Origin of the sequence: Enterobacter sp. CRENT-193 (assembly GCF_002787395.1) — a bacterium.
GTDB lineage: Bacteria > Pseudomonadota > Gammaproteobacteria > Enterobacterales > Enterobacteriaceae > Enterobacter > Enterobacter hormaechei_C.
The window spans coordinates 3,372,976-3,391,230 of record NZ_CP024812.1 but is presented as its reverse complement, the minus strand read 5'-3'; the positions used below and the strand labels follow the sequence as shown (position 1 = coordinate 3,391,230).

Here is an 18,255-nt window from a genome sequence, read left to right as displayed (position 1 = left end):
CATATCCACAGGAATACGCGCACCTGCAAGGAGAAGAATATGAGTACCGCAAAAGTTGTTGATGTCATCATTCGCAAAACGGCAGAGAAGACGAAATTAACCGGTGAAGGGAATCTCTCGGTCTCTATTTCCTCACCGAGCGTGATTGAAATTCAGGGTTCTGCTCAGGACGTGGTGCGTTATGTCCGCCAGGGGAATGACCTCCTCATTTATATGAAAGATGGCAGCGTGATCCGCTGCAATAATTATTTTGTCGAAGACACGGAAACCCATAATCATTCCGAACTGGTATTTAACGATAACCAGGCGTTGACGCATATTTCATTTGCCGATGCCGGCGAAGCATCAGGCGTTGCCGCCACCGAATTAACCGCCCAGGCTGCACCCATTAGCAGCATTGAACCTTTCCTGGAGCAGGGAAGCGTATTAAGCGATGCGCCGTGGGGCTGGATTGCCGGTGCGGCGTTAGGGGGCGGTGCGATCGGCGCACTGCTGGCTCACGGCGGCGATGGCGAAACCAAAACGAAGGTTATTGATAATACGAAAGAAGTCGAAAGCGCTACGCCGACATTTTTGCTGGCGGACAACGCGGGTGACAAGCAGGGCGTGCTGAGTGCAAAAGAGGTCACGGATGATAACACCCCCACCTTCAGCGGTACCGGGCAGCCGGGCGCGACCATTCAGGTTAAAGACGGCAGCGGCAGCACCATCGCCAGCACCATGGTCGCGAAGGACGGCACCTGGACGGTAACACTCCCGACCCAGGCGGACGGGGAACATACCTGGTCCGTCGTACAGATCGACGGCAGTAAAACGACCTCTGCGGGCAGTATTACCGTAACCGTTTCTACAGCGGATACCAGCGTGACGCTCGCCGCCACGGCGGGCGATAACGTGATCAACGCCAGCGAGCAGGCCGCTGGCTTTACGCTGTCCGGCACCAGCAAAAACCTGGCGCAGGGAACGGCGCTTACCGTCACGCTCAACGGTAAAACCTATACCGCAGAAGTGGGGGCAAACGGCGCATGGAGCGTGAAGGTCCCTGCTGCCGACGCACAGGCGCTGGGCGATGGTACCTGGACGGTCAACGTCAGCGGAAAAGACGCGGCGGGCAACACCGTGTCCGGCAGCCAGACGATTGGCGTGGATACCGCCTCGCCAGTGATCTCTGTCGACACGATCGCCCAGGACAACATCATCAACGCGGCTGAACATAATCAGCCGCTGACGCTGACGGGGAAAACCGATGCGGAAGCGGGCCAGATTGTGACGGTCACGCTGAACGGCAAAAATCACACGGCGACCGTGGGCAGCGACGGCAGCTGGTTCGTTACGCTTCCGGCCAGTGAAGTACAGACGCTGGCTAACGGCGAGCACACCCTGACGGTAAACGTCAGCGACAAAGCGGGTAATGGGTCCTCCATCACCGCCGATTTCACGGTCGATACCGCAGCGCCAGTGGTCACTATCAACACCGTCGCGGGCGACGACATTCTGAACACCAGCGAGCAGGGGCAGGCGCAGATTATTTCCGGCCAGGCGAACGGCGCGGCGGAGGGCGACGTTGTCACCGTGACCGTTGGCGGCAAGACCTTTACCGGTGTCGTTCAGGCGGACGGCACCTGGAGCGTCGGCGTGCCTGCCTCCGTCATTGGCGCGCTGGGGGAAGGTAGCCACAGCATTTCGGTTGCCGTGACCGATGCGGCGGGCAACACCGGCAGCGCGACGCACGGCATTACGCTGAGCGGCAACCCGCCGGAATTTACCCTTGATCCCATCAGCCAGGATAACGTCCTGAATGCGCAGGAGGCCATGCAGCCCCTGAGCCTGAGCGGGACCAGTAATCTGCCGAACGGCAGCGCTGTCACCGTGACGCTGAACAACGTTAACTATCAGACCACCGTTGAGAACGGTCGCTGGTCCGTTCAGGTGCCGGTCTCCGACGTGCTGGATCTGGCGAATACCCTTTACACCGTCAGCGTCAGCGGCACCGACAGCGTGGGTAACAGCGGCTCCGCCGAGGCGAATCTGCTGGTAGACACCGTGCTGCCGCAGGTGATCGTCAACACCTTTGCCGGGGATAACCTGGTCAATAACGCCGAAGCGGCGGTTGACCAAACCCTCAGTGGACGCGTCACCGGCGCGGCGGCGGGCGATACCGTTTCTGTCACCGTGGGCGGCAAGAGCTACACCGCGACGGTTGGCAGCGACCTGAAATGGAGCGTGACGATCCCATCGGCCGACCTCCAGGCGTTTGGCGACGGCGATTTAACCTTCAGCGCCTCTGTCACCAATGCGCACGGCAATACCGGCACCGGCGAACGTGATATCAACATCAACGCCGAACTGCCGGGCCTGCGCGTGAACACGATCTCTGGCGATGACGTGATTAACGCCATCGAGCAGCAGCAGGATCTGGCCGTCACCGGCTCCAGCACTCATCTGGCCGAAGGCACACAGATCACCGTTACCATCAATAATGTCGAATACGTCACCACGGTTAACGCCAGCGGCAGCTGGCAGATTGGCGTGCCGGCGGCGGACCTTCAGGCATGGACGGCGGGAGGCATCACCGTCAGCGTCAGCGCGGAAGATGCCTGGGGCAACACCGTGGCGGCTGAACACCCGATCGAGCTTGACCTGAATGCGGTGGCTGTCACCATCGATACCGTAACCACTGACGATATGCTCAACGCGGCAGAAAAAGGCGCGGATGTCACGCTTTCTGGTCAGACGCAGGGCGTGGAGGCCGGGCAGACCGTGGTGGTGAAATTCGCGGATCAAACCTTTACTGCACAGGTGCAGCAGGACGGCTCCTGGCACCTGACCGTTCCGGCGAGCGCGATGGAAACGCTGATCGACGGGCGTGCGCAGGTGAGCGTCAGCGTGACTAACGTCAACGGCAACAGCGCGGACGCCTCACGCGTGGTGATCGTCGATACGCAGCCGCCAGCCATTACGCTTGATAACCTGACCGACGACAACATCATTAATGCGGCAGAAGCGCAGCAGGATCTGGTGCTCAGCGGCAGCACAACCGCTGAAACGGGCCAGACGGTCACCGTGACGCTGAACGGTAAATCTTACCAGACCACGGTACAGGCGGACGGTCGCTGGCAGCTGAACGTGCCTGCCGCCGACGTGGGCGCGCTGACCGATGGCAATGTCACCGTGACGGCCACCGTCAGTGACGTGGCGGGCAACAGCAGCAGCGCGGACCGCGTTGGGCTGGTGGATGCTACCGTACCGCAGGTGACCATCAACGATTTCGTCACCGACACCAACACCGTTAACCAGCTGGCCCATGCTCAGGCGCAGATCCTGAGCGGCTCCGTCACCGGCGCGGCGGCGGGCGATTTGGTCACCATCACCATCAATAACGTGGACTACACCACCGTGGTGGATGCGGCAGGAAACTGGAGTCTCGGCCTGCCTGCGTCCGTCATTCAGGGGCTGACGGACGGCACCTGGACTATTAACGTCTCCGTGACCGATCGGTCCGGCAACACCGGCAGCAGTTCAGTGGATGTGGTGGTCAATACTGTGACGCCCGTTATCGGTATTAACACGCTGGCAGCGGATGACGTGATCAATGCGGCAGAGAAGGGCGAAGATCTGCTGCTTTCCGGTACCAGCAACCAGCCGGAAGGAACCACCATCACTGTTAATCTGAACGGTATCAACTACTCCGCCACCACCGACGCCAGCGGCAACTGGAGCGTTACCGTACCCGCCTCTGCGGTGAGCGCGCTGGGTGAAGCCAATTACACCGTAACGGCGAGCGTCACCGATAATGTGGGCAATAGCGCCGCTGCCACGCACGATGTGCTGGTGGACAGCTCGCTGCCGGTTGTTACCCTCAACAACTTTGCGGGCGACAATATCGTCAACGCGGCGGAAGTGGCCGCAGGGCAAACCCTGACCGGAAAGGTTTCTAACGCGGCATCGGGTGATACCGTCACGATTATCCTCGGCGGGCAGACATACACGGCTACCGTACAGGACGATCTCACCTGGAGCCTGCCGTTAACCCAGAGTCAGTTAACCGCGCTCGGCAACGGCGACCTGACCGTGTCGGCCAGCGTGACGAACGCGCACGGCAATACCGGATCGTCTTCCCTGGATGTCACCATTGACGCCGAGCTGCCCGGCCTGCGCATTGATACCGTCGCCGGTGACGACGTCATTAACATAATTGAACACGCGCAGAACCTGGTTATCTCCGGCACCAGCACCGACCTGGCGGCGGGTAGCACCGTCACCGTGAGCATCAACGGCAAGAGTTATTCCGCATCGGTACTGGCGGACGGCACATGGCAGGCTGCGGTTCCGGCCGCAGACGTCTCCCGGTGGGCGGACGGGTCGCTCACCATCAGCGCCAGCGCGCAGGATACCTCCGGCAACCCGGTGAACATCGGCACCGTGGTGGATGTCGATCTCGCCCCGGTGGCGATAAGCATTAACAGCGTGACGGACGACAACGTGCTGAACGCGGCAGAAAAAGGCCAGGATCTGGTGCTGTCCGGCTCCTCCTCGAACGTTGAAGCGGGCCAGACCGTTACCATTATCTTTGCGGGTAAAACCTGGACCACGACGGTCGATTCCAACGGCGACTGGACCTGCACCGTACCGGCTGCCGATCTGAGCGGCCTGAAGGACGGCGACGCCAGCGTACAGGTCAGCGTAACCAACGTGAACGGCAATGCGGCCTCTTCCTCGCAGGCATTCAGCGTCGCTACCGCCGCGCCAGCGGTCACCATCAACACCATCAGCGGCGACAACATGCTGAATGCGGCAGAGGCGGCGCAGGATCTGACCCTGAGCGGGACGTCTACTGCCGAAGCAGGCCAGACGGTCACCGTGGCCTTCAACGGCAATCAGTACACCGCCCAGGTGCAGGCAAACGGCAGCTGGACGCTGGACGTACCGGCGGCGGATATGGCAGGCATCGCCGACGGCAGCGCGGCGGTCACGGTGACTGTGTCCGATAAAGCGGGCAACCCGGCCAGTGCAGGGGCGTCCGTGCTGGTCGACACTACCGTGCCGCAGATTACCTTCGACATTGTGGCGGGCGACGACATTGTTAATATTGCCGAGCACGGCCAGGCGCTGATTGTCACCGGCAAGGTGACGGGCGCGCAGGCGGGCGATGTGATTACCTTGACCCTGAACGGCAAAGACTACACAGCGATGCTGGACGGTGCCGGAAGCTGGAGCGTGGGCGTTCCGGCGGCAGACGTGGGCGCGCTGGCTAACGGCGATCAGACGATCTCCGCCACGGTCACCGATAAAGCGGGCAACAGCACCAGCGCGACGCACGCGTTTGACGTCTCCCTGACCGCGCCGGTGATTGCCATCAATACCCTGGCGGTTGACGACGTGATCAACGCGACCGAGAAAGGCCAGGACCTGTTGATCTCCGGTACCAGCAACCAGCCGGACGGGACCCGCATCACCGTAACCCTGAACGGTATCAGTTACGCCGCCACCACCGATGCCAGCGGTAACTGGAGCGTCACCGTTCCGGCGGCAAATGTCTCGGCATTGGGCGAAGCGAGCTATAGCGTGACGGCCAGCGTGACCGATACTGCGGGTAATAGTGCGAACACCAGCCATAGCGTGCTGGTCGACAGCGCGCTGCCGCAGGTCACCATTAATGCGGTTGCCACCGACGACGTCATTAACGCGGCGGAAGTGGCTTCCGGACAAACCCTGAGCGGGAAAGTGAGCGGTGCCGCGAGTGGTGACACTGTCACAATTTCGGTGGGTGGCAATACCTACACGACAACCGTGCAGGACGATTTAAGCTGGTCGGTTAACGTCGCGTCTGACGTGTTAACCGCCATCGGCAACGGCGACCTGACCGTGTCCGCCAGCGTCACTAACGGCCACGGTAATACCGGCTCCGGCGAGCGCGACATCACGATTGATGCCAACCTGCCTGGCCTGCGGGTCAATAAGGTGGCGGGTGACGACGTGATCAACAGCATCGAACACGGACAAAACATGATTATCACCGGCTCCAGCGACGGTCTGGCAGCGGGTTCAGCATTGACGGTGACCGTTAACGGTAAAACCTACGCGGCCACCGTACTGGCAGACGGTACCTGGACGGCCGCCGTTCCGGCAGCAGACGTCGGCGCGCTGAGCGAAGGCACCGTCACCGTGACCGTTGAAGGCCAGAGCGCAGCGGGCAACCCGGTTTCTATCAGCCACGACGTGAAGGTCGACCTGGCGACGGTTGCTATCAGCATTGACGCTATCGCTACCGACGACGTAATCAATGCGGCAGAAAAAGGCGCAGATCTGGTGCTGTCGGGTGCCACCACCAACGTGGAAGAAAACCAGACCGTTACCATCACTTTCGGCGGTAAGACCTATAGCGCGACGGTGGATGCCAGCGGCCACTGGACGGCGACCGTACCGTCTGCCGATTTAGGTAGCCTGAAAGACGGCGACGCCAGCGTGCAGGTCAGCGTCACCAACGTGAACGGCAACAGCGCCTCGGCGGGCCGCGAGTACAGCGTGGACGCCACCGCGCCGACGGTGTCCATCGAGATCGTCAGCGACAACAACATCATCAACGCGGCCGAAGCGCAGCAGGATCTGGTCGTTAACGGTGTCTCCAACGCCGAAGCGGGCCAGACCGTCACCGTGACGCTGAACGGCGTGGACTACACCACCACCGTACAGGCGAACGGCAGCTGGAGCGTCACCGTACCGTCTGCGGATATCGGCGCGATTACCGACGGCAGTTACACCATCACGGCAGCCGTCGCGGATAAGGCGGGTAACCCGGCCTTGGCGGACCGCGATGTGCTGGTGGATACTACGGTGCCACAGCTGACCATTAACACCGTTTCCGACGACGACGTGATCAACAGCGCCGAGCATGCGCAGGCGCTAATTGTCACCGGTTCCGTGACCGGTGCGGCGGCGGGCGACGTGGTGACCGTCACCATCAATAACAAAGATTACACCGCGACCCTGGACGCTTCCGGCAGGTGGAGCGTGGGCGTGCCTGCGGCGGACGTGAGTGCCCTGACCGCCGGGGATCACACGATCACCGCGGCGCTGACCGATAAAGCCGGAAACAGCAACAGCACAACGCACGAGGTTGAAGTCAACCTCACTGCGCCGGTGCTGACCATTGACACCGTGTCCGGCGACGATGTGATCAACAGCAGTGAGAAAACGCAGGATCTGACCATCACAGGTACGGCTTCCGGGCTGGCCGCGGGCGCGGTGGTCACCGTGATGCTCAACGGCAAAGCGTACAGCGCCACGGTGGATACCAATGGCCAATGGACCACAACCGTTCCGGCGAGCGAGGTGGGGCAACTGGGTGAAGCGCTTTACACCGTGTCGGCCTCCGCAACGGACAGCGTCGGCAACAGCACCAGCACCTCGCACACCGTGAACGTGGAATCCGTGCTGCCTGGCGTCATCATTAACACCGTGGCGGGCGACGACGTGATCAACGCGGCGGAGCTGGCAACCGGCCAGACCATTAGCGGCACAGTGGTGAATGCCGAAGCGGGCAACACCGTGACTGTGTCTGTTGGCGGCCATAACTACACCGCAACGGTGCAGAGCGATCTGACCTGGTCCGTCAGCGTACCGGAATCTGTGCTCACCGCGCTGGGCAATGGCGATCTGACCGTGACCGCCAGCGTCACGAACGGCGTGGGCAACAGCGGCAGCGGAGAGCGCGATATCACTATCGACGCGAATCTGCCGGGCCTGCGCGTGGACACCGTAGCGGGCGATGACGTGATTAACAGCATCGAACACGGGCAGAATCTGATTATCACGGGTTCAAGCGACGGCCTGACGGCGGGCACAGCGCTGACCGTCACCGTAAACGGTAAAACCTATGCAGCCACGGTGCTGGCAGACGGCACCTGGAGCGCGGCGATCCCTTCTGCGGACGTGAGTGCCCTTGCCGCAGGCACGGTCACCGTGAACGTTGAAGGCCAGAGCAGCGCGGGCAATCCGGTGACTATCAACCATGATGTGACCGTGGATCTGGCAAACGTCGCGATCAGCATTGACGCCATCGCTTCCGATGACGTGATCAACGCCGCCGAGAGGGGTGCGGATCTGGTGCTCTCCGGCACCACCGCGAATGTAGAGGAAAATCAAACCGTCACCATCACCTTCGGCGGCAAGAGCTACACTGCCACGGTGGACGCTGAGGGTAAATGGACCGCCACGGTGCCGTCTGCGGATCTGGCTGGCCTGAAGGACGGTGACGCCAGCGTGCAGGTGAGCGTCACCAACGTGAACGGCAACAGCGCGTCTGCGGGCCGCGAGTACAGCGTGGATGCTACCGCGCCGTCCGTGACCATCAACACGATTGCCACCGACGATATCCTCAACGCCTCAGAAGCACAGTCCGACCTTGCAATCTCCGGCACCAGCACCGCCGAAGCAGGCCAGACGGTGACCGTATCGCTGAACGGCAAAGATTACACCACAACCGTCAGCGCGAACGGCAGCTGGACGCTGAACGTGCCGGCAGCTGACCTTGCAGGATTAACCGACGGCAGCGTCACCGTAACCGCGAGCGTGAGCGACAAGGCGGGTAACCCGGCGTCGGTTGACCACGCCCTGACGGTGGACGTCACCGTACCTGCGGTGACCATCCACACCGTGGCAGGCGACGACGTGATTAACGTGGCTGAACACAATCAGGCGCAGATTATCAGCGGCTCCGCCACCGGCGCGGCGGCGGGCGATAAGGTCACCGTCACGATCGGCGGCCAGACTTATACCACCGTGCTGGATGCGGCGGGTAACTGGAGCGTGGGCGTTCCGGCGAATGTGATTTCAGGCCTCAGCGACGGCACCGTGACCGTCTCTGTGTCAGTCACCGACGCGGCGGGCAATACCGGCAGCGGCACGCATAATGTGACCGTCGATACCGGTCTGCCATCGGTCAGCTTCAACGCCATCAGTGATGACAACGTCCTGAACGCCGTTGAAAAAGGCCAGGATCTGAGCGTCAGCGGCACCAGCGCCAACCTGGCGGAAGGCACCCAGGTCACCGTGACCCTGAACGGTAAAAACTACACGGCGACAACTGCGGCAGACGGCACCTGGAGCCTGACGGTTCCGGCTGCGGATCTGGCCGGTCTCGGTCAGGCCAGTTACACCCTGAACGCGACGGCCACCAACGGCGTGGGCAACAGCGTGAGCAATTCTGCGAACCTGCTTGTCGACACCGCGCTGCCAACCGTCACCATCAACACCGTGGCGGGCGACAACGTCATCAACGCGGCGGAAGTGGCCGCGGGTCAGACCCTGAGCGGCACCGTGGCGAATGCCGAAGCGGGCAACACCGTGACCGTCGCTATCGGCGGCCACAGCTACACCGCAACGGTGCAGAATAATCTGTCCTGGTCCGTCAACGTGCCGTCTGACGTGCTGACCGCACTCGGCAACGGCAGCCTGAGCGTAACCGCGACCGTCACCAACGGCCACGGCAACACCGGCACCGGCGAACGCGAGATCGCTATCGACGCTAACCTGCCGGGGCTGCGCGTCGATACCGTGGCGGGTGACGACGTGGTCAACACCATCGAGCACGCGCAGAACCTGATTGTTTCAGGCACCAGCGACGGGCTGGCGCCGGGCACGGCGCTGACGGTTACCGTCAACGGTAAAGATTACGCGCCAACGGTGCTGGCAGACGGCACCTGGCGCGCGGCGATCCCGTCCACCGACGTGAGCGCGTGGCCGGAAGGCACCGTGAAAATCAGCGTTACCGGTGACAGCGCGGCGGGTAATCCGATCATCATCAGCCACGACGTGACCGTTGATCTGGCTACCGTTGCCATCAGCATCAATGCGCTTGCCACCGACGACGTGATTAACGCGGCGGAGAAGGGCGCGGATCTGGTGCTGTCCGGTGTGACCACCAACGTGGAAGCCGGGCAGACCGTGACCATTAGTCTGAACGGCAGGATCTACACCACCACCGTGGACGACAGCGGCAACTGGACTTACACCGTGCCGTCAGCGGATCTGGCTGGCCTGAAGGATGGTGACGCCAGCGTACAGGTGAGCGTCACCAATGTGAACGGCAACAGCGCCTCGGCGGGCCGTGAGTACAGCGTGGATGCTACCGCGCCGTCCGTGACCATCAACACCATTGCCACCGACGATATCCTCAACGCCTCAGAAGCGCAGTCCGACCTGGCAATCTCCGGCACCAGCACCGCCGAAGCGGGCCAGACGGTGACCGTATCGCTGAACGGCAAAGATTACACCACAACCGTCAGCGCGAACGGCAGCTGGACGCTGAACGTTCCGGCGGCGGATCTGGCAGGATTAAGCGACGGCAGCGTCACCGTGACCGCGAGCGTGAGCGACAAGGCGGGTAACCCGGCGTCGGCGGACCACAACCTTACGGTGGACGTCACCGTTCCGGCAGTGACCATCCACACCGTGGCAGGCGACGACGTGATTAACGTGGCTGAACACAATCAGGCGCAGATTATCAGCGGCTCCGCCACCGGCGCGGCGGCGGGCGATAAGGTCACCGTCACGATCGGCGGCCAGACTTATACCACCGTGCTGGACGCGGCGGGTAACTGGAGCGTGGGTGTCCCGGCAAATGTGATTTCAGGCCTCAGCGACGGAACCGTGACCGTCTCTGTGTCAGTCACCGACGCGGCGGGCAACACCGGCAGCGGCACGCATAATGTGACCGTCGATACCGGTCTGCCATCGGTCAGCTTCAACGCCATCAGCGATGATAATGTGCTGAACGCGGTAGAGAAGGGTCAGGATCTGCGCGTCAGCGGCACCAGCGCCAACCTGGGAGAAGGCACCGTGGTGGCCGTGACCCTCAACGGCAAAAACTACACGGCCACGACGGCGGCAGACGGCACCTGGAGCCTGACCATTCCGGCAGCGGATCTGACCGGTCTCGGTCAGGCCAGTTACACCCTGAACGCGACGGCCACCAACGGCGTGGGCAACAGCGTGAGCAACACCGCGAACCTGCTGGTAGATACCGCGCTGCCAACCGTCACCATCAACACCATTGCGGGCGATAACGTCATCAACGCGGCGGAAGTGGCCGCGGGTCAGACCCTCAGCGGCAAGGTAGCGAACGCGGAGGCGGGCAATACCGTCACCGTGACCATTGGCGGCAACACGTACACCGCGACAGTGCAGAGCGATCTGACCTGGTCCGTGAACGTGCCGGAATCCGTCCTGACGGCGCTGGGCAACGGCGACCTGACGGTGTCTGCGACTGTGACCAACGGCCACGGCAACACGGGAACGGGCGAGCGCGATGTCACCATCGACGCCAGCCTGCCGGGGCTGCGCGTGAATACCGTGGCGGGCGATGACGTGATCAACAGCATTGAGCATGGTCAAAACCTGATCGTCTCCGGCACCAGTGACGGGCTGGCGGCAGGCACAACGCTCACCGTGACCGTGAATGGCAAGACCTATGCCGCGTCGGTACTGGCAGACGGCTCCTGGACCGCGGCGATCCCGGCGGCAGACGTGGGCGCTCTGGCCGCAGGCACGATGACCGTCACCGTAGCGGGCCAGAGCACGGCGGGCAACCCGGTCTCCATCAGCCATGACGTGATCGTCGATCTGGCGGCGGTGGCTATCAGCATTGATGCGATTGCCACCGACAACGTGATTAACGCGGCGGAGAAAGGCGTGGATCTGGTGCTCTCCGGCAGCACCTCGAACGTGGAGGAAAACCAGACCGTTACCGTTACCTTCGGCGGCAAGACGTACACCGCGAAGGTGGATGCTGACGGTAACTGGACGGCCACCGTGCCTTCCGCCGATCTCGCGGGCCTGAAGGACGGTGACGCCAGCGTGCAGGTGAGCGTCACCAACGCGCACGGCAACAGCGCGTCTGCGGGCCGGGAGTACAGCGTGGATGCCACAGCGCCAACCGTGACGATTGACACGGTAGCCGGCGACAACGTGATCAACGGCAGCGAAGCGGCTGCGGGCGTGGCCATTTCCGGCACCACCACGGCTGAAGTCGGTCAGACGGTCACCGTGACGCTGGGCGGAAACAGCTACACCGCACAGGTTCAGCAGGGCGGCGTCTGGAGCGTGAACGTGCCGGGCACAGACCTTTCCGCACTGGCGGATAACGGTTACACCGTGCAGGCCAGCGTGAGTGACGCCGCGGGTAATCCGGGCAGCGCGGGGAAAGCGATTACGTTTGATACCACGCCGCCGACCGTCAGCTTTAACGTTGTGGCGGGAGATGACGTCATCAACAGCGTGGAGCACGGGCAGGCGCAGATCGTCAGCGGCACCGCAACCGGCGCCAGCGTCGGCGATAAGGTGGTCATCACCATCGGTTCGAACCAGTACACCACCACCGTTGACGCCAGCGGCAAATGGAGCGTGGGCGTTCCGGCCAGCGTGATTTCCGCGCTGACCGACGGCACCGTGACCCTTAGCGCGACTATCACCGACAGTGCGGGTAACAGCAGCACCCAGACCCACGACGTGGTGGTAAATACCGCATCGGTCGCGCTGACCGTCAACACCCTCAGCGGTGATGACGTGATCAATGCGGCAGAAGCGGGCGCGTCGCTGGTCATCAACGGCTCCAGCGCGCAGTTCGCCAGCGGTACGCAGGTCACTATCAACCTGAATGGTAAGAGCTATACGGCCACTATCCAGAGCGATGGCTCCTGGACAACCACCGTACCGGCCGCCGACGTGGGCACCCTGGCCGACGGCGCGAGCTACCAGGTTTCTGTTTCGGCGCAGGACAGCGCCGGGAACAGCGCCTCGGCGACGCACACCATCAGCGTGGACACCACCGCGCCGGTGATTAGCGTGAACACGTTGTCGGGCGACGATGTGCTGAATGCGGCGGAAGCGCAGCAGCCGCTGACCGTGCACGGATCTTCCAGCGCGGAGGCGGGTCAGACCGTTACCGTGACGCTGGGAGGAAAAACCTACACTGCGCTTGTCGGCAGCGACGGCACCTGGACGCTCGACGTGCCGGCAGCCGACCTGGCCGCCCTGAGCCAGGGCGCGCTGACGGTCACCGCTTCGGTCAACGATAAAGCCGGTAACAGCGGCCAGACGACGCATACCTTAACGGTCGATACCATCGCGCCAGCCGTCACCATTAGCACCGTGGCCGATGACGATATCGTCAACAACGCCGAGCAGCTGGCGGGGCAGACCATCAGCGGGACCACCACCGCGGAACAGGGCCAGACGGTGACCGTCTCCTTCAACGGCCACAGCTATCAGGCGACCGTCGGGGCGAATGGCTCCTGGTCGGTCTTCGTGCCGGGGCGTGATTTCCTTGGCCTGAGCGACGGGGATTACACCATTACGGCTACGGTGAGCGATAAGGCAGGTAACCCGGGCAGCGCAACGCACGACGTGACGCTTAACGGCGACGTGCCGACCATCGCCATTAACACCTTTGCGCAGGACGATATCGTAAATGCCGCCGAACATGGCACGCCACTGGTTATCAGCGGCACCACCGATGCGCCAGCGGGCCAGACGGTGACAATTACGCTTAACGGTAAAACCTACACGGCTACCGTTCAAAATGACGGCACCTGGAGCTATACGGTCGGCAGCGCAGACGTGACCGCGCTGGCGGACGGCGGTTCGTACGTGATTAACGCGCAGGTGAGCAACGCCATCGGCAACAGCGTCAGCGATAACCACACCGTAACCGTGGATCTCACCGCACCGTCGATGGGGATCAGCATTGATTCCCTGCAAAACGATACCGGCCTCAGCGCGAATGACTTCATCACCAACGACAGCCAGGTGGTGGTGAATGGTTCCCTGACCGCGCAGCTCGGCAATAACGAGAAGGCGCAGATCAGCCTTGACGGCGGCGTCACCTGGATCGACCTGACCGTCACCGGCACCACCTGGCGCTACACTGATGGTCGCACCCTGACGGACGGTACGTATCAGTACCAGGTACGCGTGATTGATAACGCGGGCAACGTTGGGGCAACGGACAGCCAGGACGTGGTAATCGATCTGACGAAGCCTGCGGCGGCGACCATTACCGTGGATTCCGTCTCGCAGGATACCGGCCTGTCCGACAGCGACTTCATTACCAGCGACAACCAGATCAGCCTGAAAGGTACGCTCGGCGCGGCCCTGGGCAACGGCGACCACGCCCAGATCAGCCTGGACGGTGGCGCGACCTGGACTGACGTGAGCGTTAGCGGCCTGAGCTGGACGTATATTGATGGCCGTACGCTGACCGACGGGGATTACAACTACCAGCTGCGCGTGATTGACGAGGCGGGGAATATCAGCGCCACCACCAGCCAGGTGGTGACCATTGATACCGTCGCGCCGGACGCCAGCAAAACGATCGCTATCGACAGCATCAGCGACGATACCGGCCTGAGCAGCAGCGACTTTATCACTCGCGACACGTCCCTGACCCTGCACGGCTCACTCGGCGCGACGCTGGCCGACGGCGAATATGCCCAGATCAGCATCGACGGCGGCGTCACCTGGCAGAACGTGATCGTCACCGGCAACAGCTGGTACTACGTGGACGGCCGCACGCTGGGTAACCAGACCTATGACTACTACGTTCGCGTAGTGGATGCGGCGGGCAACGTGGGTGCTAGCGCTCATCAGCAGGTGACGGTCGATACGGTCGCGCCGGATGCGGCGATTACGGTGACCGTGGATAACATCACCGTCGATACCGGTTTCGATAACAATGACTTCCTGACCAGTTCGACCTCGTACACGCTCAACGGGACGCTCGGGGCCGAACTCGGGGCGGGTGAGTATGTGCAGGTGAGCATGGATGGCGGCTCCACCTGGGTTTACGCCACGGTAAGCGGTACCCAGTGGCGCTATACCGACGCGCGCACCCTGGCCGACGGCGACTACCGCTATCAGGTGCGGGTTGTCGATCAGGCGGGCAACGTCGGGGCCACCACCACGCAGGACGTGACGGTGGATACCCAGGCGCCGCAGTACGGCATCACCATTGACAGCATCAGCGAAGATACCGGGCAGTCCGGAAGTGATTTCATCACCATGGACACCTCGCTGACAATCAACGGTTCGTTGGGCAGCGCGCTGGCCAGCGACGAGCGCGTACAGATTAGCCTCGACGGCGGCAATACCTGGATTGACGCTACCGTCACTAACCAGCGCTGGAGCTATACGGACACCCGCGATCTGACGGACGGGGATTACAACTACCAGGTGCGGATCATCGACCTGGCGGGCAACGTCGGCTCAACCTCTTCGCAGGTGGTAACGGTTGATACCACGCCGCCTGATACGGTGGGAACGGTGGTCAGCTATACCGACGGGGAAGGCGAACGTCAGGGCAGCTTCGGCGCTTCGGTGGCAACAGATGACAACTCTCCAGTGATTAACGGGACGCTTAACCGTGCGCCGGACAGTGGCGAGATCGTGCAACTGTATCGTGACGGTGTGCTGCTGGGACAGGTGACGATGAACGGCGCCGCCAGCTGGTATTTCCAGGACAGTGGTCTGAATGACGGTAATCACGTCTATATGCTGCGTGTGACCGATCTGGCAGGTAACTTCACCGACTCAGATGATTTCGTGCTGAAAGTGGATACGAGCATCCCGACCACCACCGTGACCATTAACCCTCAGACGACGACAGATAGCACCCCGATTCTGAGTGGACTTGTATCGGCGGGACTGACCAACGGCGAGTACGTGGTTATCACCGTGAACGATAAAACCTACACCTCAGAGACTGGCGGTGCGGTCGTGGTCGATCCGGATAACAACACATGGTATTTGCAGCTCCCTGACGGCGATGCGCTGAGCGTGAAGAATTATGATGTTACGGCACAGGTGAAAAGCAGCGCCGGCAACGGCAATACCGCTGGGTTGACTACCGGTAGCCTGATTGTAGGGAGTGAAGAATCATTGACGCCGGCCTGGTCATTTACCGCCGCGAACTACTCCTATTCTGCCAGCTATATGCTGGATTCGGATGGGCTGTGGACGATTATGGCCAACCAGCAATTCGCATCCGCCAATACCAGTAGCCGTAACGCTTACACCGTTTCAGGCAATTTCTCAATGACGGGGAGTTACACAACCGGTACTTACGCGGATATCAACCGCGACGGGCTGGCTGACGTGCTGGCGGAAGGGACAAGTTACTCGTACATGGTGCAGCTGATTAACAATGGAGACGGTACATACACCTCCAGTACGCTGACCAATATGGGGGCTGCGGTGTGGTATGGCGCGGTGGTCGCCATTGACATCAAGGGCGATGGTTACACTGACTTTGTCATCGGCGATGCTGGCGGGCCTGATTCCAGCACCGTCATGCTCAATAACAACGGCACGCTGACGGGCAGTTCGAAGTCCGGTACGTACTCCAGTTTCGTATCGGGATCAACGGTAGGTAACTACAACAGTCTGATTGAAACGTCCGGTGTGGATTTGAACAACGACGGGAAAGTGGATATTGCCCAGCATACGACCAACGGGGGCAACAACTATGCCCTGTCGACCATGTTTAACCAGGGCAATGGCTCATTTACGTGGGGGCAAAACTTCACCAATACCATGTACAGCGGCTATGGTTCCGCCGCAGCGTCCAATGCCGTGAGTATGACCTGGGCCGACTTTAACGGTGATGGTTACATGGACCTGTATATGAGCATGTCCCGTACCTCCAGCGGAACCAGTCAGGGCGGGGTGTTAATGCTGAACGACGGTAGCGGCAACCTTCTGGCCGGCACCGCGGTTGGAACGGCGACCACGGATAAGTTTGTGGGTAACGTCAGCGTGGCGGTGGACTGGAACCTCGACGGTCACATGGACATCATCAAGCTGGCGAATAGCGGGCAGTCTTATCTTTACACCAATGATGGACTGGCAGGTACTGCAAGCTTTACTGCTTCGAAATTCAGTACCGCTACGTCAACTCAGGTATCCGGCGCGGCTCTGCTTGATTACGACTGGGATGGCGCACAGGATCTGCTCATTTTCCGTCAAAACGGTACGGTTTTACTGGAGCGGAATACCAATACGGTCGCACCAGGTACGGCCTTGCATCTGAAGATTGTCGACAGCGAAGGGATTAACGCCTTCTTTGGCAACACTGTCCAGCTGTACAACGCGGCAGGCCAGCTGGTCGCCAGTGAAATCATCAATGCCCAGTCCGGGATTGGCATTAACGATTCCTCGTCGCTCATCAGTTTTTACGGCCTGGATCCCAGCGAGACGTATCACGCGGTGCTGGTTCGTGCCGTTAACGGTGTTTCGAGTAACGTAACCTGGGACGGGCTGACGGCAGGAGACGGTAAAGAAAGTTACGCCCTGACGGCTGAAGCTGCTACGGGCGGTCACCAGGGCACCCTGACAGGAACCGGCTACAACGATACCTTTATCGCTGAAGCAGGGACGTATACCTACAACGGTTCCGGTGGCTGGACGACGACCTCTGAACACGACACGTGGAGCAGTACGGGCGGCATGGATGTCGTGGATTATCGCAACGCCACTTCCGGCGTCACCGTCGATTTAGGACGCTCTACGGCGCAGAGTACCGGATTCGATACCGCGACACTGGTGAATATTGAAGGCATCAACGGCTCCGACTATGACGACGTGATCACCGGCAACAGCGGTGATAACCAGTTCGAAGGCCGGGGCGGGAACGACACCTTCAACATCGGCAGCGGCGGTCACGATACGTTGCTCTATAAGCTGATCAACGCGTCTGACGCGACGGGCGGCAACGGCAGCGATGTGGTGAACGGCTTTACCGTCGGCACCTGGGAAGGGACGGCGGATACGGACCGTATCGACCTGCGCGACCTGCTTTCTGACAGCGGTTATACCGGCACCGGCTCGGCGAGCTACGTCAACGGCGTGGCGACGCTGGACAGCAGCGCGGGCAACATCGCCGACTACATCCGCGTGGTGCAGAACGGCAGCAACACCGAGATCCAGGTTGACCTGGACGGCACCGGCGGTCAGTTCTCGCCCACCACGCTGGTGACGCTGAACGGGGTGCAGACAGATCTGGCGACGCTGCTGGCGAACCACCAGCTGTTAATTGCGTAAAACACTGCCGCGGGGAGCGATCCTCGCGGCTTTTTGCGTTTCTTTACACGAATAGCCATAACCCTATATTTCACAAGATTATTTTGCGGGCTCGTTTAGACAGTGTTCGATTTCTAATCATCCCGGAAAGGTATCATTTCAGTGCGAAATCATCGCCCTGAA

Annotated in this window: 1 protein-coding gene; it reads left to right on the top strand. The window is 61.3% G+C overall.

What is annotated here, in order from left to right; translation table 11 throughout:
- Positions 1–39: 39 nt before the first annotated feature.
- On the top strand, positions 40–18,093 hold the full coding sequence (locus CU081_RS16815; protein WP_058647463.1) for an Ig-like domain-containing protein: 18,054 nt from the start codon (positions 40–42) through the stop codon (positions 18,091–18,093).
- Positions 18,094–18,255 lie beyond the last annotated feature (162 nt).

Coding starts and splice junctions, on each gene's coding strand:
- CU081_RS16815 (WP_058647463.1), top strand. CDS start 40: ATGAGTACCGCAAAAGTTGTTGATGTCATCATTCGCAAAACGGCAGAG.